This is a genomic window from Nitratireductor indicus C115 (assembly GCF_000300515.1).
GTDB lineage: Bacteria > Pseudomonadota > Alphaproteobacteria > Rhizobiales > Rhizobiaceae > Nitratireductor > Nitratireductor indicus.
The window spans coordinates 20,302-37,907 of the sequence record NZ_AMSI01000006.1; the positions used below are offsets into that span (position 1 = coordinate 20,302).

At 61.5% G+C, this 17,606-nt stretch carries 14 protein-coding genes; 9 read left to right on the forward strand and 5 right to left on the reverse strand.

The window, feature by feature from the left end; genetic code table 11:
• Positions 1 to 84 precede the first annotated feature (84 nt).
• Complete coding sequence (locus NA8A_RS10040) at positions 85 to 1,584, forward strand: sigma-54-dependent transcriptional regulator (RefSeq protein WP_009450332.1); 1,500 nt, start codon at positions 85 to 87, stop codon at positions 1,582 to 1,584.
• 373 nt (positions 1,585 to 1,957) lie between these two features.
• A complete protein-coding gene (locus NA8A_RS10045) occupies positions 1,958 to 3,721 on the forward strand; it encodes a peptidoglycan L,D-endopeptidase MepK (protein ID WP_040672385.1) in 1,764 nt (587 codons plus the stop codon).
• Positions 3,722 to 3,790: 69 nt separating this feature from the next.
• Here the strand turns inward: NA8A_RS10045 and NA8A_RS10050 are convergent, their stop codons facing one another.
• Both NA8A_RS10050 and NA8A_RS10055 read right to left on the reverse strand, forming a co-directional pair.
• Positions 3,791 to 4,429, reverse strand: a complete 639-nt coding sequence (locus tag NA8A_RS10050; RefSeq protein WP_009450334.1) for a 2-dehydro-3-deoxy-phosphogluconate aldolase — start codon at positions 4,427 to 4,429, stop codon at positions 3,791 to 3,793.
• 103 nt (positions 4,430 to 4,532) lie between these two features.
• Complete coding sequence (locus NA8A_RS10055; RefSeq protein WP_009450335.1) at positions 4,533 to 5,405, reverse strand: N-acetylmuramidase domain-containing protein; 873 nt, start codon at positions 5,403 to 5,405, stop codon at positions 4,533 to 4,535.
• Positions 5,406 to 5,558: 153 nt separating this feature from the next.
• Here NA8A_RS10055 and trhO point away from each other — a divergent pair, with 153 nt between their 5' ends.
• Together trhO and NA8A_RS10065 are read left to right on the forward strand one after the other, a co-directional pair.
• The gene (trhO, locus tag NA8A_RS10060; RefSeq protein ID WP_009450336.1) at positions 5,559 to 6,500 is read left to right on the forward strand and encodes an oxygen-dependent tRNA uridine(34) hydroxylase TrhO; all 942 of its coding nucleotides are present in this window, start codon (positions 5,559 to 5,561) and stop codon (positions 6,498 to 6,500) included.
• A 157-nt stretch (positions 6,501 to 6,657) separates the two neighbouring features.
• On the forward strand, positions 6,658 to 7,353 hold the full coding sequence (locus NA8A_RS10065) for a tellurite resistance TerB family protein (protein WP_009450337.1): 696 nt from the start codon (positions 6,658 to 6,660) through the stop codon (positions 7,351 to 7,353).
• A 101-nt stretch (positions 7,354 to 7,454) separates the two neighbouring features.
• Here NA8A_RS10065 and NA8A_RS10070 read toward each other — a convergent pair whose 3' ends face one another.
• On the reverse strand, positions 7,455 to 7,973 hold the full coding sequence (locus NA8A_RS10070; protein WP_009450338.1) for a cytochrome b: 519 nt from the start codon (positions 7,971 to 7,973) through the stop codon (positions 7,455 to 7,457).
• Positions 7,974 to 8,221: 248 nt separating this feature from the next.
• On the opposite strand from NA8A_RS10070, the gene NA8A_RS10075 reads away from it, so the two are divergent.
• From NA8A_RS10075 to NA8A_RS10090, 4 genes are all read left to right on the forward strand, one after another.
• Positions 8,222 to 10,462 carry a 5'-nucleotidase C-terminal domain-containing protein gene (locus NA8A_RS10075; RefSeq protein ID WP_009450339.1) on the forward strand — a complete coding sequence of 747 codons (2,241 nt, stop codon included), beginning with the start codon at positions 8,222 to 8,224 and terminating at the stop codon, positions 10,460 to 10,462.
• 245 nt (positions 10,463 to 10,707) lie between these two features.
• Positions 10,708 to 11,772: a ferrochelatase gene (gene hemH / locus NA8A_RS10080; protein WP_009450340.1), complete on the forward strand. Its 1,065-nt coding sequence runs from the start codon at positions 10,708 to 10,710 to the stop codon at positions 11,770 to 11,772.
• A 241-nt stretch (positions 11,773 to 12,013) separates the two neighbouring features.
• Positions 12,014 to 12,979, forward strand: coding sequence for an SPFH domain-containing protein (locus NA8A_RS10085; RefSeq protein WP_009450341.1), 966 nt, complete (start codon positions 12,014 to 12,016; stop codon positions 12,977 to 12,979).
• Positions 12,980 to 12,988: 9 nt separating this feature from the next.
• On the forward strand, positions 12,989 to 13,453 hold the full coding sequence (locus NA8A_RS10090; RefSeq protein ID WP_009450342.1) for an NfeD family protein: 465 nt from the start codon (positions 12,989 to 12,991) through the stop codon (positions 13,451 to 13,453).
• A gap of 66 nt (positions 13,454 to 13,519) precedes the next feature.
• Here the strand turns inward: NA8A_RS10090 and NA8A_RS10095 are convergent, their stop codons facing one another.
• Entirely contained in the window at positions 13,520 to 14,515 is a 996-nt protein-coding gene (locus NA8A_RS10095) for a KpsF/GutQ family sugar-phosphate isomerase (RefSeq protein WP_009450343.1), read from the reverse strand.
• A 155-nt stretch (positions 14,516 to 14,670) separates the two neighbouring features.
• Here NA8A_RS10095 and NA8A_RS10100 point away from each other — a divergent pair, with 155 nt between their 5' ends.
• Positions 14,671 to 16,398 carry an outer membrane beta-barrel protein gene (locus tag NA8A_RS10100; RefSeq protein ID WP_143088015.1) on the forward strand — a complete coding sequence of 576 codons (1,728 nt, stop codon included), beginning with the start codon at positions 14,671 to 14,673 and terminating at the stop codon, positions 16,396 to 16,398.
• A 96-nt stretch (positions 16,399 to 16,494) separates the two neighbouring features.
• Here NA8A_RS10100 and galU read toward each other — a convergent pair whose 3' ends face one another.
• Positions 16,495 to 17,367 (reverse strand): UTP--glucose-1-phosphate uridylyltransferase GalU, encoded by an 873-nt coding sequence (gene galU / locus NA8A_RS10105; protein WP_009450345.1) that lies wholly within the window; start codon positions 17,365 to 17,367, stop codon positions 16,495 to 16,497.
• Between the last annotated feature and the right edge of the window lie 239 nt (positions 17,368 to 17,606).

Sequence of the window (17,606 nt, forward strand, 5' to 3'; positions counted from 1 at the left end):
CTTGTTTAGAAGCCTATGCGATGATGATCCACCCCGTTCGCAGCCGGCGGACGGGATATCGAGAGACCATTGCACAAATGCGACATGTCTGAAGCCATTCTCATAGTCGACGACGACCCGGTGCAGCGCCGGCTCCTTCAGGCTGCGGTCGAAAAACTCGGCCACACGCCGCTTCTCGCCGAGAATGGCGCTGACGCGCTCCACCTCCTGGACCGCACCCAGCCCGACACGCGCGCCGTCATTCTCGACCTGATGATGCCTGGAATGACGGGTATTGAAGTGCTTGACCGGCTACGCGACAGCGGCAACCCGCTGCCCGTTATCGTCCAGACCTCGCGCGGCAGCATCGATACCGCCGTTGAAGCCATGCGGGCCGGCGCTTTCGATTTCATCGTCAAGCCGGTCGCTCCCGCTCGTCTGGCAGGCGCCATCGCCGGCGCGCTCAAGGTCGCGGCCATGCAAAGCCGGCAGAACCACGAAGACAAGCGCAAAGAAACCTTCTCGTTCCGCGACATCACCACCAACAGCCCAGCCATGCGCCGCGCTATTGAACTGGCGCGCAAGGCCTCTGCGACGAACATCCCCGTTCTGATCGAAGGAGAATCCGGTGTCGGCAAGGAATTGATCGCGCGCGCCATTCAAGGGGCGAGCGACCGCAGGCGCAAGCCTTTCGTCACGGTCAATTGCGGAGCAATTCCCGACACGCTTGTCGAGAGCATCCTGTTCGGGCATGAGAAGGGCGCCTTTACCGGCGCCACCGAAAAGCGCTCCGGCAAATTCGTTGATGCGGACACAGGAACCCTGTTCCTCGACGAGATCGGCGATCTGCCGCTCGATGTACAGGTCAAGCTGCTGCGCGCCGTGCAGGAGGGTGAAGTCGATCCCGTCGGCGGTCGCGCCACGCGCACCGTCGACATTCGTCTCATCTCCGCAACCAATCACGATCTCATACGGCGCGTGAAGGAAGGGCGCTTCCGCGAGGATTTGTTCTACCGGCTCAACGTCTTCCCGATAATGGTGCCCCCACTGCGGGACCGTCGCGAGGATATTCCGCTTCTCGTTCAGAACTTTATCGCGCGTTTCGCCCACACGCACCAGAACCGCGTCACCGGGATTTCCCCCGATGCCCTTGCGCTTCTTGCCGCGCACGATTGGCCGGGCAATGTCCGCCAGCTCGAGAATGCCGTCTTCCGCGCCGTCGTCCTTTGCGAAAGCGGGATGCTTGGCAGCGTTAACTTCCCCCAGATTCGAGCTCAGGTGGAGGGAATATCCGTCGACGATGCGACCTCCACGCCTCCCGTTGCGGAGCCGGCCTCAAATCCGCGGGAGACACATACGAGCACAACGCTTGAGCCAACTTCGCAAACCGATTTCCTGCGCGTGATCGACGAAAGCGGCAACATTCGCCCGATGGGCGCTATAGAGCAGGACGTGATCCGACTTGCCATCGAACATTATGGCGGCCAGATGAGCGAGGTGGCTCGCAGGCTTGGCATCGGCCGGTCAACGCTCTATCGCAAGCTGCATGAAATGGGCCTCGACACATCGGGCAAGGCACCGCCTTCCGGCACTGCGAACGACTGAGCGTGTCGCCTCCCAGCCCTTCGCCCACATGGTCTCTGCGTAGATTTGAACCTTGGCCGCAGGTGTGATTCGGTCACCTGCCCCGCTCAAAAGCGCAAGCCTCGCGAAAGCGTCATTTAATAAACCATTCACCACATGTGGTTTCGACGCGTTTTGCCACGTTATCGCCATCCTCTTCCCCCATTCCTGCTTTAATAAGACCGGGTTAACCATTAGATTGGATAATCGGAAGAGTGGGACGAGGTAGTTCCGGGCAGAGGCTCGGGGGACATTCATCAAGCCTACAAGGCCACGGATCTTGAGACAAAGTAACCTTCACCTATTGGGATGGCGCTTGCCTTCGCTCGCGGGAGTGAAGCTGCTCGCCGGTTTGATGCTTGCGATGGGAGCGCTGACGGTCGCCGTACCGGCAGCCCATGCCGAAACGCGAACGCTCAAGCTGTATTTCATCCATACGAAGGAACGCGCCGAAATCACTTTCAAGAGGAACGGGCGCTACATCGACAGCGGCCTCAAGCAGGTCAACCGTTTCCTGCGCGACTGGCGGCGCAACGAGCCGACCAAGATGAGCCCGCAGCTTCTCGACCTGTTGTGGGAAGTCTACCGGGCCAGCGGCTCGCGCGATTATATCCACGTCGTCTCCGCATATCGCTCCCCCGCGACCAATTCCATGCTGCGCAGCCGCTCAAGCGGCGTCGCGAAGAAAAGCCAGCATATGCTCGGCAAGGCGATCGACTTCTATCTGCCCGACGTCAAGCTTGCGAAGCTGCGCGCGACCGCGCTGAAGTTCCAGGCTGGCGGCGTCGGCTACTATCCGCGCTCGGGTTCGCCCTTCGTCCATCTTGATGTTGGCAGTGTCCGCCACTGGCCGCGCATGAGCCGGCAGGAGCTTCTGGCCCTGTTCCCGGATGGCAAGACCATCCATGTCCCCACGGATGGCAAGCCGCTGCCGGGTTACAAGCAGGCTCTCGCGGCCTATGAATCCCGCAAGCGCAGCGGCGGTACCGTTCAGGTCGCCCGCGACAACACCGGTGGCAGCAACCGCAAGGGCGGCGGCGGCTTTCTGGCAGCCCTCTTCGGAGGCGGCGCCGACGAGGAAGAGGACAATGCCGACGTAGCGGTGGCCGCGGCTCCCGCTCCCCGTCAGGCAGCGCCTGCACCGCAAGCTGCACCGGCGGTCCAGCCCGCGCCGGCTCCAGCAGCACCCGTTGCACCGGCCGAAACGCCTGCCACGATCATCGCCGCGCTGCCTGAGAGAAATCTCCCGCTGCCGCGTTCGGCGCCGCGCCCGGATGTCGCTGTCGGCGAATCCCTGCCCTTCCAGGTCAAGCCGGTCGAGAACGGCCCTGTCATCCAGGAGGCGCCGGCCGCTCAGGAAGAGAGCACCACTTTGCTGGTTGCCTCCAACGTGCCGCTTCCCACGCATCGCCCGAACTACACGCCGGCGCCCGCCGACGACGCCACGCGCGATGCCATGATCCAGATCGCGTCCGCCCGCACCGAAGCGCCGGATGCCATTGCCAGTGTGCTGGCGGAAGCCGACAGCGAGCCGGATGAGCCCGTCACGACGGCAGCCTATATGCCGCTTCCCACGCATCGCCCGCAGCAGGGCAGCGCACAGGACTTCACGGTTGCCGCCCTTCAGGAAACCGCGCCGGTTCCCGCGCCTGTCCCGCAGATACAGACGATCCAGAAGCCGACCCTTGCAGCTGCGGATGAGGAAGCTTTCGTCCCGCAGGCAGCAGCAGAGCCGGCAGCCCGCCCGGTATCGGCTTCGCCGCGTCTGGCGATGCTCGCCAAGGCCGAAGCCGAACAGAGCGCCCTGCGCATGGCCAGCCGCTCCGTCAGCACCGGCAAATCCGCCAAGCCGGGACCGAAAGACGTTACTCCTGAAGCCCAACCGATGGTCGTCGCGGCTAAGGTCGATAACGGAGCTCGCCGCGCCCTCAGCAGCCGCTCCATGCTGACCGAGGCCACCCATGTGACGCATCCGCCCGCATTCGGCAGCGAGTTCGTCCGCGCACCCAACGCCGTCTACACCGCTGGCTTCCAGCAGACGGAGACGGTCGCCGACGCCACCCGCTTCACGGGCAAGGCCGTGAACTTCCTCTCCATGGCGAAGTTCCGGACCAACTGAGAAACCGGACGGTGAAACAAAAAAGCGGGGCCAGAGCCCCGCTTTTTTGTTGTTCATAAGTTCTGCGCATCAGGCTTTGAGGGTGCTTGCCTGCCGGGCCAGTTCCTCGATTGCCTGCCAGTTACCCGATGCGATTTCCGCGTCGGGTGCAACCCACGACCCGCCCACACAGACGACATTCGGCAAGGACAGATAGTCCCCCACATTCTTCGGGGAGATTCCGCCCGTCGGGCAGAAGCGGATCGTGGCGAGCGGCGAAGCAAGTGCCTTGAGGAAAGGCGCACCGCCAGCCTGCTCCGCCGGAAAGAACTTCAAAAGACGATATCCTTCCTCGCGTGCGGCCATCACCTCGCTGGGCGTTGCGGCTCCCGGCAGGAACGGCACCTCAGACAGCGAAGCCGCGTCGAGCAATTCCTGTGTGATGCCCGGGCTGACGATGAAGCGCGCGCCGGCCGAAACCGCACTGGAAAAATCCTTGCCGGTGAGGATCGTGCCCGCACCGACAATCGCTTCCGGCACTTCCTCGCAGACGAGGCGAATGGCATCGATGGCATCGGGTGTGCGCAATGTGATCTCGATTGCCGGGAGCCCTCCGCGCACCAGCGCCTGTGCCAGCGGCACCGCGTCGGCAAGACGGTCGATCTTCAACACCGGAATGACGGGCTGCCCCGTAAGGACAGCTTCCAGCGCATCCTGCTTCCTTTGCATTGCCGCTTTCATTCTGATCGGTCTCCTTCAGAAGCACGCCGTGAACGGAACGACCGTTCTTGAGCACATTTCACTTCCTTGGCGCAAGGGCAGCTTCTCCCGCTCATATCCGGAAGCGACGTAGAATCCCGGCGGCCCAGCGCCACAGAAAACCGGCGAGCCCGTCCAGTGGCACACGCGCACGAAGAGCCGCCATCGTAGCACCATCCGTTTCGCCGCTCACCGCAAGGCCACGCTCCCGTTGGAAACGCTCCACCGCCTCTGCGGTGCGGACACCGAATATACCGTCCAGTTCGAGCGGATATCCCTGAGCCGAAAGTAGCAGTTGTAGCTCCCTCACCGCCTCGCCCCGCATACCGATAGCAAGCCTGTCACCGGCAGCGTCGCCGCCCGCCGCAGCATAGCTTCTATAGGCGCGGGCAAGCTTGCGATCATAGCCATTCGCCGCATAGGCGGGACCGTTATATCCACGCGCGACCGCTGCCCAGTCATGCCGCCCCAAGGCGTCTCGCAGGCCCGTTTTCTCCAGATAGCGCAGCATCAGCCGCGCCTGTCCCGCAAGGCCCGAACGGGCTTCCTCGACAAGGGCTGCCACATTGTCATATCCGAGCATCCGCCAATGCGCCCCCATAACCTGCCCGACACCCCACGACACCGATTCATAGGCTGCATCCGGGGCGAGGGCGGCCGCCTGGCGTAAAAGCGCCCAGCGCCCAGCCTGGCTTGCAGGATTGGCGATGCCGCCCGCCTTGGGGGAGGAGAGCCCTGCCAGGCGAGCTCTTTCACGCATGCTTCCCGAAAGCCTCCGGTCAAAATAATGGCCTTCGAAGCGGATCAGAGGTTCGGCACGGCCATCGATCATGGCGTGAACCCGGCCCCCGCTTTCTATCTGGATGATGGCGAGCAACGACGCTGCCTCCACCCCTTCTTCGCGGGCCATCCGCGTTATCGTCTCCACTGCATCCGGCGCAAGCATTGGCTTTCCTCGCAACAGTTATGATGCATCATCATCGCCAACCCCGCATCGACGGGGACAAAAGAGGGAAGATGCGGATTGCAGCACCCATGCCCATCCCCGGATGCACTGCTTTTTCTTGCAAGGCGCAGCGCGCAAGCGTAGGAGACGCCTATGGTTCCGTCCCCTGAAGATCTACCGGTTCGCGTTGCGGCTCTCTATCGCTTCGCAGCCCTTCCCGACCACGAGGCGTTGCGTGCGCCTCTTGCTGCATTCTGCTGCGAGCGCGGTATTCGCGGCACGCTTCTTCTGGCCGCCGAAGGCATCAACGGGACCGTGGCCGGCACGCCTGACGCAGTTTCCAGCCTTGTTGCCTATCTGGAAGCGATCCCGGCCCTTTCGGGCCTCGACGTTAAATACAGCCACGCCGAAACGCTCCCCTTTCATCGCATGAAAGTCAGGCTGAAAAAGGAAATCGTCACAATGGGCGTGGAGGGCATAGATCCCGAGCGCCACGCCGGCACCTATGTCGACCCGGCCGACTGGAACGCGCTGATTTCGGACCCCGATACATTGGTGATAGACACCCGAAACGCATATGAAACCGCCATCGGTACGTTTTCTGGCGCGGAAGATCCCCACACGGAGACATTCCGCGAGTTCCCCGCCTGGGCCGAACGCAACCTCAACAGGCTCAAGGGACGCAAGGTCGCCATGTTCTGCACCGGCGGCATACGGTGCGAGAAGGCCACCGCCTTCATGAAACTGCAGGGTGTCGAGGAGGTCTATCACCTCAAGGGCGGCATCCTGAAATATCTGGAGGAAGTGCCCTCCTCCGAAAGCCTGTGGCAGGGCGAATGTTTCGTGTTCGATGAACGCGTTTCGGTGGGGCACGGCCTTGAGATCGGGGAAGCCTCCCTGTGCCGAGCCTGCCGGCATCCCCTGACGCCTGAGGAACGATCTTCTCCTCAATTCGAGGAAGGCGTCTCCTGCCCGCACTGTTGCGAAACGCGCAGCGTGAAGGATCGTGCCCGCTATGCCGAACGCCAGCGTCAGGTCGAACTCGCGGAAAAGCGTGGAACGCCTTTCCCAATAGGCACAAGCACTCACCGCTGACGCGACAGCCCGCCGCCCGCATTAGCGCGTCGGAATCCATTCGCGATGCCTGCTTTCATTCCGGTCGCCGATACACGCTGTCATTGCAATGCCACGATGCCGCTCCTACCTTTGCGCATGACGGCCGAACGGGCCGATGCCAAAAGAGGAGAAGCGGATGATCGATCCAAAAAAGCTGCTAGACGATTTGCTGGGCTCTCAGGTCCCCGGAACGCAGGGCACCGTGCGCGAGAAAGCCGGCCAGGCCGTCCAGCTCGCCAAGGACAATCCGCTTGCAACGGGCGCCATCGCTGCGGTTCTGCTCGGCACCAAGGCCGGCCGCTCTGTGACCGGAAGCGCCTTGAAGCTCGGTGGCCTCGCCGCCGTTGCGGGCCTCGCCTACAAGGCCTACCAGAATTACCAGTCAGGCAAGGAGCCAAATGAAGCCGCCCGTGACGGCGAGCTTCTTCCTCCACCTGCGGACACAACTTTCGATCCGGCCCAGGCTCCCCAGGGCGAGACCGAGTTTGCGCTGACCCTGGTGCGCGCGATGATCGCTGCAGCCCGCGCTGACGGCAAGATCGATGACGCAGAGCGCACCAAGATCGCTGACCGTCTGAAACTGGCCGGCATTGGCGATGAAGCCGAGACTTTCCTGCTGCGCGAGCTTGAAGAGCCGGTGGACCTCGACGCACTGGTATCGGCAGCCAGGACCGATGCTCAAAAGATCGAGCTCTACACGGCCTCGCGTCTCACGATCGAACCGAAGACGCGCGCCGAACGTGGCTATCTGGACATGTTGGCCGGCAGGCTCGGCCTACCCGATTCGCTCATTGATCACGTCGAAGCCACGGTGTCCGAGGCGACTGCCTGACGATTGAAGAGAGCGTTCAGGTGAAGAAACCTGAACGCTCTTCCTTTCTGTTTTTGACGTTTATGCGGCGCTCGGGCGCTTCCACCTGAAGCCAAGATGCTTCAGGCCGCGCTGCGTGGCCCCGGTTTCAACATCCGCATAAGCACGTTCGAGCGCACGACGAAATGCTGCCACAGCGCGCCTGCCGCATGCAGCGCAACCGCGATAACGATCACCGGCTTTGCCAGTTCGTGGATTTCACCCATCGTGCCGATCCCCAGAAACCATGCCATGCCGCCGGTAATCGGCATCCCGAAGATCACCGCATAGAGAATGACATGCACCACAGCGGCCAGCCGCCGCTGGAAAACGCTCTCGTCCGCCGGCGGCTGAGGCACGCCGCGGATCATGCGGATGGAAAGACGGATCACGGCCAGAACCAGGATCGCGATCCCGACATAGATATGAATATTCGCGCTTGCCAGCGCATCCGCTGCCGGCTCCTGTCCCTGCCGCAGCACACGATAGGCAGGCACGATCTCCTCCCCGAATATCACCTGAAATATGACGAGTGCGGCAATCAGCCAGTGAAGAACGATCTGCGTGGCCGAATAACCGGCCGGAGAAACCCGTGCAGCCATTGTTGCAGCTCCAGAAAAATGGGCCCTCACCATCGATCCGCGTTTTGTGCCTGTCCTTGATCCAGCGCAAGACGGCCCGTCCGTTGCATCTGAATGGTGATTTGATGTGAAACGCGAGCTCGATACATACCCAAGTTTCACTTGCATCGCCTGGGGGCCGATGAAAACATGCCGCATCCGCGTCTTTAACCGGACGTCACGATGCGGCGATAGAAATCGCGCCAGATCCTTCCGTGGGAGACTTCACAATGCAGAAACGCCTTGCCCTTGCCTCACTGACCGTATCGGCCTTGGCCCTCAGCGCCAGCGCAGCCCTTGCGGACTACACCTTGAACATTCTGCACATCAACGATTGGCACAGCCGCATAGAATCCATCAATAAATACGATTCCACCTGCTCGTCCGAAGACGAAACGGAAGGCAAGTGTTTCGGCGGCGCCGCCCGGCTGGTCACCGCCGTTGCCGATGCCCGCAAGGCGCTCGACGGCCAGAACGTCGTGTTCCTCAACGCCGGCGACAATTTTCAGGGATCCTTGTTCTACACGACCTATAAGGGCTCGGTTGAAGCCGAATTCCTGAACCTGATGAAGACCGACGCGATGGTGGTCGGCAATCACGAATTCGACGATGGCGAGGACGGCCTTGCCACCTTCCTCGACAAGGTCGAATTCCCCGTGCTTGGCTCCAACGTCAAGGCGCAGTCAGCCTCCAAGCTCGGCGACCGGGTCAAATCCTATGTGGTTCTCGACGTCGGCGGCCAGAAAGTGGCCATCGTCGGCGCGGTGGCCAACGACACGGCCGAACTCTCCTCCCCCGGCGAGCACGTCCACATCATCGAGGATGTGGAGGGCATCACGGAAGCGGTAAAGGCCGCGACTGCCGACGGGGTCAACAAGGTGATTGCGCTGACCCATGTCGGCTACCCGCGCGATCTGGCGGCCATCGCCAAGATCCCAGGTGTCGACGTAGTCGTGGGCGGTCACACCAACACGCTTCTGTCCAACACGGTCGAGGGTGCGGAAGGCCCTTACCCGACGATGGTGGACAACCCGGACGGCTACAAGGTGCCGGTTGTCCAGGCCGCTTCCTATTCAAAATACCTTGGCGATCTCAAGGTCGTCTTCAACGATGAAGGCGTCGTCACACAAGCTGCCGGCGATGTGAAGCTCATCGATTCCTCCGTCGTTCCCGATGAAGCGGTGACAGCCCGCGTCAAGGAGCTCGGGGGGCCCATCGAAGAGCTGAAGAACAAGGTCGTGGCGGAAACCGCTGCTCCCGTCGACGGCGGGCGTGAAACCTGCCGCGCCGCCGAATGCGAGATGGGCAATCTCGTGACCGATGCCATGCTCGACCGCGTCAAAGCGCAGGGCGTTCAGTTCGCCATTACCAATGGCGGCGGTCTGCGCGCCTCAATCGACCAGGGCGAGGTCACCATGGGCGAGGTCCTTGCGGTGCTCCCCTTCCAGAACACGCTCGCCACCTTCCAGCTGAAAGGCGCCGATGTCGTTGCATCGCTTGAAAGCGGCGTCAGCCTCATCGAGGAAGGCGCCGGTCGCTTCCCTCAGGTTTCGGGCCTGCGCTACAGCTTCGACCCTTCGGTCGCCCCCAATGAAGGCCGCATTAAATCGGTCGAGGTCAAGGACGGCGACGGCTGGAAGGCCATCGACCCGGACGCCACCTACACCATTGCCACGAACAACTTCATGCGCAATGGCGGCGATGGCTACAAGCTCTTCGCCGAGAAGGCCGAAAACGCCTATGACTTCGGTCCCGGCCTCGAAACGGTGCTGGCCGACTACATGGTCGCCCACAATCCCTACAAGCCCTTCGTGGAAGGCCGCGTAACCATGATCAAATCGGATCAGGCCGGCAGTTCCATGGCGAAGGATGCGGCCACCGCCGTCGGTAATGCCGCACAGAAAGCCGGAGAAGCCATGAAGAACATGGCCGCCGACGCAAAGACCAAGGTCGAGGCAACGGTCGACAAGCTCAAGGGCGATGCCGGAACCATGGCCAAGGATGCCGGCACCGCCGCCAAGGAAGGCGCCGACAAGACCGGCGAAGCCATGAAGACGATGGCGGACGACGCAAAGACCATGGCTGGCGAAGCGGTGAAGAAAGCCGACGACGCGATGAAGGGCGCAGCCGAGGGCGCAAAGACCATGATGGACGATGCCGCCAAGAAGGCGGATGAGGCCATGAAGGGCGCCGCGGACGATGCAAAATCCATGGCGGATGATGCCAAGGGCATGATGGACAAGGCGAAGGACGAAGCCGCCAGTGCCATGCAGAAGATGGAGGGCGACGGAAAGGCCGCCATGGCCGAAATCAAGACGCACACCATCGCGGCGGGCGATACGCTGTGGGACATCGCCAAGAGCTACTATGGTGACCCCGGCAAATGGCAGGACATTGCCAAGGCCAATCCTTCGGTCAAGGCGCGCAAACTGGAAGTCGGCTCCACGCTGAACCTCCCCGCCGCCAACTGACGCGGCCCTGCATTGGTGCACAGCGCCGAAACCCGATCAGAAAAACCCCGCTCTCCTCGAGCGGGGTTTTTTGCTAAGGAACTGATATCGGTCGGTGCCGTCCGGCCCTGGCATGAACAATGAAAATAACCAAGTGAAGCTCCCTCTGCGCGATCGGGAGAACGCGCGTCCCAGCCTGCGGCTACAAGTTCCATTGAAAACCTGTCTGCCTTCGCTAGCTATGCGAGGATGATCGGAGACAAAGAATGACCCTCCCCACGAAAATAAGTTCCGAAGCAGCCAAGGCCATCGGCCCGCTGCCAAGCGGACATCCACAAGTGCGGGTCGGCAAGGTCGGCGTGCTGCTTGTGAACCTTGGCACACCCGACGGCACCGACTTCCAGCCCATGCGGCGCTATCTGAAGGAATTCCTGTCCGACAAGCGCGTCATCGAATGGCCGCGCGCCATTTGGTTCCCGATCCTGTACGGCATCGTGCTCAACACGCGTCCGAAGAAATCGGGCGCTGCCTACAAGCAGATATGGAACCACGAGCGCAACGAATCGCCCTTACGCACCTTCACCCGTGCCCAGGGCGAAAAACTGGCGCAGGCACTCGGCGAATATGAGCATGTGATCGTCGACTGGGCGATGCGCTATGGCAATCCGTCCATCGAAAGCGTCACGAAGAGCATGATGGAGCGCGGCTGCGACCGGATCGTGATGTTCCCGCTCTACCCGCAATATTCGGCGACCACCACGGCCACCGTGAACGATTCCTTCTTCGAAACGCTGATGAAGATGCGCTTCCAGCCAGCGATCCGGACGATCCCCTCCTATCAGGATGAGCCTGCTTATATCGAAGCCCTGGCGCGCTCCATAGAGAAGCATCTTGCGGGGCTCGATTTCGAGCCGGAAGTGGTCATCGCCTCCTATCACGGCATTCCTGAAAGTTATTTCAAGCGCGGCGATCCCTATCACTGCCACTGCCAGAAAACCTCGCGTCTTCTGCGCGAGCGGCTTGGCTGGGACGAAAAGAAGCTGATGACCTGCTTCCAGTCCCGCTTTGGCCCCGAGGAATGGCTGCAACCCTATACGGACAAGACCGTGGAAAAGCTGGCGAGGGAAGGCGTGAAATCCATCGCTGTCTTCAATCCCGGTTTCGTATCGGACTGCCTTGAAACGCTGGAGGAGATCGCCGGGGAAGCGGGCGAGATATTCCATCATGCCGGCGGCAAGAATTTCACCCATATCCCCTGCCTGAACGATTCCGAAGAAGGCATGGCGGTGATAGAAACCCTGGTGCGCCGAGAGCTTTCCGGCTGGGTTTGAGCCATGGCGAAAAGTGTCGGGTCTCTGCATTCAGGCGGAAGATTCCGCCTTGTGTAGACGGGCCGGCGTGTCGTTGTAGGATATGGTCCAACTCGCGCCTAAACTGAGGCGCAAAGAGCGAATCGCGCATTCCGCATTGCCCTCTGTGTCCTGGGGCGAATAACGCCGCCCGCCGCGGTGAACATTTGAGATAGAGCGTTTCATCCTTCCCCTGAAGAGATGGAACGGAATAGGAGATGAAATGCCCTTTTCCGGTTTCGACATCGTCATCCCCGTTCTGGTGGTTCTTGTCCTGCTTCTGCTCTTCTCGGGCATCAAGACGGTGCCGCAGGGCTTCAACTTCACAGTGGAGCGGTTCGGGCGCTATACGCGCACTTTGACCCCCGGTCTCAATCTCATCGTGCCGTTCATCGACCGGATCGGTGCGAAGATGAACATGATGGAGCAGGTGCTCGACGTTCCCACCCAGGAAGTCATCACCCGCGACAACGCCATCGTCGCCGTTGACGGCGTGGCTTTTTATCAGGTTCTTACCGCCGCGCAGGCCGCCTATCAGGTGTCGGGCCTCCAGAACGCCATCCTCAACCTCACCATGACGAACATCCGTTCCGTCATGGGCTCCATGGATCTGGACGAGCTTCTGTCCAACCGCGACACGATCAACGAGAAGCTGCTGCATATCGTCGACGATGCGGCGAGCCCCTGGGGCATCAAGATGACCCGCGTCGAGATCAAGGACATCAACCCGCCGGCAAATCTCGTCGAATCCATGGCCCGCCAGATGATGGCCGAGCGCAACAAGCGCGCGCAGATCCTTGAAGCCGAAGGCCTGAAGCAGGCCGAGATCCTGCAGGCCGAAGGCCGCCGCGAGGCCGCCTTCCGCGACGCCGAGGCCCGCGAGCGCGCCGCCGAAGCCGAAGCCCGCGCCACACAGGTGGTGTCCGAGGCGATCGCTGCCGGCGACGTACAGGCCGTAAACTACTTCGTGGCACAGAAATACACCGACGCCATCGCCAAGATCGGCTCCTCCAACAACAACAAGATCGTGCTGATGCCCTTCGAGGCTTCATCCCTGATCGGTTCTCTGGGCGGTATCGGCTCCATCGCGCGCGAGGTCTTCGGCGAGGGGGGCGGCCAGCAATCCGCACAACGCCAACCCCGCGTCTCTACAGGCCGCCCGCCACGCACAGGGCCGGAACAGGGATAAGGCCTGACCATGTTGATGAAAATCCTGGCAGAGCTCGGCCCCTGGAACTGGATGCTGCTAGGCTTCGTGCTGCTCGCAGCCGAAATCCTCGTGCCCGGCGTTTTCCTTCTCTGGATCGGCATTGCCGCCATCCTCGTCGGCGCACTGTCGCTTCAGCTCTGGGAGCTGACGTTCTGGAGCTGGCAGGTGCAGGTCCTTCTGTTCCTGGCCCTGTCACTCGTCTCTGCCTATGTCGGCAAGCGGATGATGGATTCGCGCCGCAACGAAGAAACAGACCAGCCGCTTCTCAACCGAAGGGCCGAGCAGTTGGTCGGTCGCACGGCACGGCTTGAAAGCGCCATCGACAACGGTTTCGGTCGCATCAAGATCGATGACACCTTGTGGCGCGTCACCGGCCCGGATCTGCCCACCGGCACGCAGGTGCGCATCGTGGCCGTCCAGAACGGCACTCTGGAAGTCGCACCCTTGCAATAAAATGGGCTTGGCCAGCTCACAACTTGGGCTGGCCGCTCCTCTTCTCCCTGCTTTCGGGAAGAAGGGTCAGGCTGCGCCGATGCGCAACAAGTCGTGCAGATGCACAACGCCACACGGCTTGCCTTCATCCACGACCATCAGTGTCGTAATCGCCGATGAATTGATGATCTGAAGTGCACTTTCGGCAAGCGTTTCGGGCCCAATCGTCTTGGGATTGCGCGTCATCACCTGATCCACGCTCATCGACAGGAGTTCGCTGTCGATATGCCGCCTGAGATCGCCATCGGTGATGATGCCGATCAACATGCCAGCCGGATCCGTGATCCCCACGCAGCCGAACCCTTTCTGCGTCATCACCAGGATGGCTTCGCGCATCAGCGTGCCGCTGGCGGCAAGCGGCAGCTTCTCGCCCTGATGCATGATGTTGCGCACCTGGGTCAGCTTCGCACCCAGCTGGCCGCCGGGATGGAAGGTGCGGAAATGATCCGCCGTGAAACCCCGTGCCTCGAGCAGCGCAACAGCCAGCGCATCCCCCATCACGAGTTGCAGCACGGTCGAGGTGGTGGGTGCCAGCCCGTGCGGGCAGGCCTCCGCGGCACGCGGCAGGCCCAGAACGATGGCAGCCTCCCTGGCAAGTGCCGAGGTCTTGCCGGCCGTGACGGCAATGATGGGAATGGCAAAACGCCGTGCATAGGCCACGATACCGTGCAGTTCGGACGTCTCACCCGACCAGGACATGGCGATGATCACGTCATCCGGGGCGATCATGCCGAGATCGCCGTGATTGGCTTCCGCCGGATGCACAAAAAAGGCCGGAGTTCCGGTGGAAGCAAGCGTCGCCGCGATCTTGGACCCGATATGGCCGCTCTTGCCGACACCCGTGACGATCACCCGCCCCTTGCTGGCTATGATGGTCTGCACTGCAGCGGCGAATGGCTCAGCCAATCCGTTATCGAGAGCTTCGGCAAGCGCCTTGAGGCCTGCGCGTTCCGTTTCCAGGGTGCGTACCGCCGATGCGATCACGCTGCGCCGGTCAATGGTCAATGTGGTGTCTCTGAGCATGGTGTTGCCCTTAGCGTTTCCGCGTCCGGCTGTCCAATCCTGATTGTCGGTGCCAAACAGCCTTGCACATGCCCGTCAACCTTCCGTTAACCGCACTCTTTTACCCTTTGCTAAGCAAAAATGTCGGCTTGCGTGTCGAATTGTTCGGAACATCCATGTCTCGTACCGGTGATGCATTAATGGTTCGTGCGCGTGGCCTGCGCCTCACAACCGCGCTTGGAGCGCTGGGGATCGGCCTTGCTTGCTCCTCGATGCACGCCTCGGCCCAGGATGCCGGTGCCGGAGCAGGTCTTCGCGGCGCCGTGCTCGAATCGGAAATCAATGAAATCCTCCTGCCCGGCTCACAGGCCCGCGCAGCAGAGCGCGCGGCAGCCGCCGCATCGAATACGGGCATCCCAACGCCTTCCTACCGCCCAGCAACAGCAAGCCCTCTGGATAACGGCCAGGACGGAAATCCCGACAGTCGATCCGCGTCGTCTTCCACGCAAACCGGCAATGCCGCGCCCCTGCGCCCTCTTTCAACCGCAGCTGCTCGCGAGCGGGCCCGGCGGGAACGCGCAAACCCCAGCCTGGCCGAAGAGCCGGTCACGGCCACAACAGCCGAACAGCAACCCGCCGAAACCGACCCTCTCTCCACCGGTTCGCTCAGAACGCCTGCAGCCGACGCGGAGGAGCGCCGTTCGCTCGCCCGCGCAGAAGCGCTCAATCCCCGCGCGACCGCGCTGGAACGGGAATTGGCGAACCCGGAAGAAAATCCATACGCACCTGTGGGGCTGAGGCTCGGCACATTCACGGTCGTGCCTACCCTTGAACAGGGTCTCACATGGACCTCGAACGCCGATTCGAGCCCCGGCGGAAGCGAGGCCATCCTTTCCGAAACGACCTTGCGGTTGAATGCGGCGTCGGACTGGTCGCTCCACGCGGCGAGCGGCGAGGCCTATGGTACGTTTCGAAAGTCGCTTTCCGGTGACGAAGTCTCCGAGCTTCAGGGCGGCATCAACGGCAGCCTGAGGCTCGACCTTTCGCATGAATACACCGCTCTTGCCCGCCTAGGGTATACGATACGGCCCGAATCGGCTTCCTCTCCCGTCATCATCGCCGGGGTCGAGGACCAACCTCTGCGTCACACGATCGATGGAAGCCTGGGCCTTGCAAAGGACCTCGGCAAGCTGCGCCTTAGCGCGACCGGCGAAGTGACCCGCGATCAGTATGCGGATGCGAAACTGATCGGCGGCGGCACACTCTCCCAGGAAGAGCGCAACGCGACACTCGCCACGCTGCGCCTGCGCACGGGCTACCAGATATCGCCCGCCCTCACGCCTTTCGTGGAAGGCGAGATCGGCCGCCGCTTCTATGACCTGAAAGAAGACAGCGCCGGTTATCAGCGCTCGGCCAACCGCTATGCCTTGCGCGCTGGTGTCATGGTCGACATAGAGGAAAAACTGTCGGGCGAAGCATCGCTCGGCTGGATCACCGAAGATCTCGACGACAAGCGTCTCGATTCCATATCCGGCCTCGCGCTTGCCGCCAGCCTGGATTGGTCGCCGATCCGCGGCACAACCGTAAGCCTTGATGGCTCGACCATCATCGAAGGCACGACCGACGCCGGACGAAGCGGATCGATACTCTACGCCGGAACGGTCGGCATCGAACGCCAGATCCGCGATAACTTGACAGCAGAAGCCATTGCCGGGCTTTCCTGGCGCGACTACAGCGCCGGTGGCAGCGAGCTGACCTGGAGCGGACAGGCAGGCATGACCTGGTGGCTGAACCGCACCCTCGGCATTACCGGGCGGGCTCGCTACGAAAGCCGTTCGAGCGAGCTGCCTGGCCGCGATTACGATGCCACAAGCGTCTTTCTGGGCATGAAGATGCAGCGCTGAACCAGCGCTGCAAAAGTCCCGGAAAACGGGAACAGCTTGCGGTCACAAGGTATCCCTGGCGTCGTATGCTTGGCGTCCACATGGTGGCACGCCACTTCAGTTCCCCGCTGCCGATCCCATCACCTTCAGCACATGCTCACGCAGATCCGAGCGCTCCAGTGCGAAGGCGATATTCGCCTCGACAAAGCCTTCCGGCGAGCCGCAGTCGAATGTGCGTCCGGTGAAGTGATAGCCGTGGAAGGATTGGTTCCCCATCAGCTTGAGCATGGCGTCGGTGAGCTGGATTTCACCGCCGGTCCCGCGTTCATGGTGACCAAGCAATGTGAAAATCTCCGGCTGAAGGATATAGCGGCCATTGATATAGAAATTGGATGGCGCCTCGCCCGGTTTCGGTTTCTCCACCATCGCGTTGATCTCAAACCCGCCGGCCACATCGTTTCCACGCCCCACAATGCCGTATTTGTGGGCCTGTGAGGGGTCGCATTCTTCAACTGAAAGAATATTGCCGCCGGTTTCGTTGAACACCTTGACCATGCGGCTGAGGCATCCCTCTTCGGACTGCATGATCATGTCCGGCAAGAGCAGTGCAAACGGTTCGTCGCCCACCAGTTCGCGGGCACACCAGACGGCATGGCCAAGACCGAGAGGCTCCTGCTGGCGCGTGAAGCTGGTCTGCCCCGGCTCCGGCTGGAGGCTGCGCAGCCGGGCCAGAACGTCGTCCTTGCCGCGTTGCGCGAGCGTGTCATAGAGCTCGACCTGGATATCGAAATGGTCTTCGATGACCGCCTTGTTACGCCCGGTGACGAAGATGAAGTGCTCGATCCCCGCAGCACGCGCTTCATCGACCACATATTGGATGACCGGGCGGTCGACCACCGTCAGCATCTCCTTCGGGATGGCCTTCGTGGCGGGAAGAAAACGGGTTCCCAGACCGGCAACGGGAAAGACTGCCTTGCGAAGCTTTTTCATGATGCATTACCCCCGGGGAGATTGAACGTCGGATACGGACGCCGGTCTTAACAACGCCCGATTGATGTTTCCTGAATGAATGCGCAGATTTCGAGGCAGTTCCTATTCTGCATGAAAGTTATGCAGATCACTCATGGTAAACGATTTTCTAACATCCTCATGCGATTGTCCGGGCAAAGTGTCCTTCAACCGGTGGGTTCGAAGGACACAGACATGTTGTTAGTGCCGCATCGGTGACA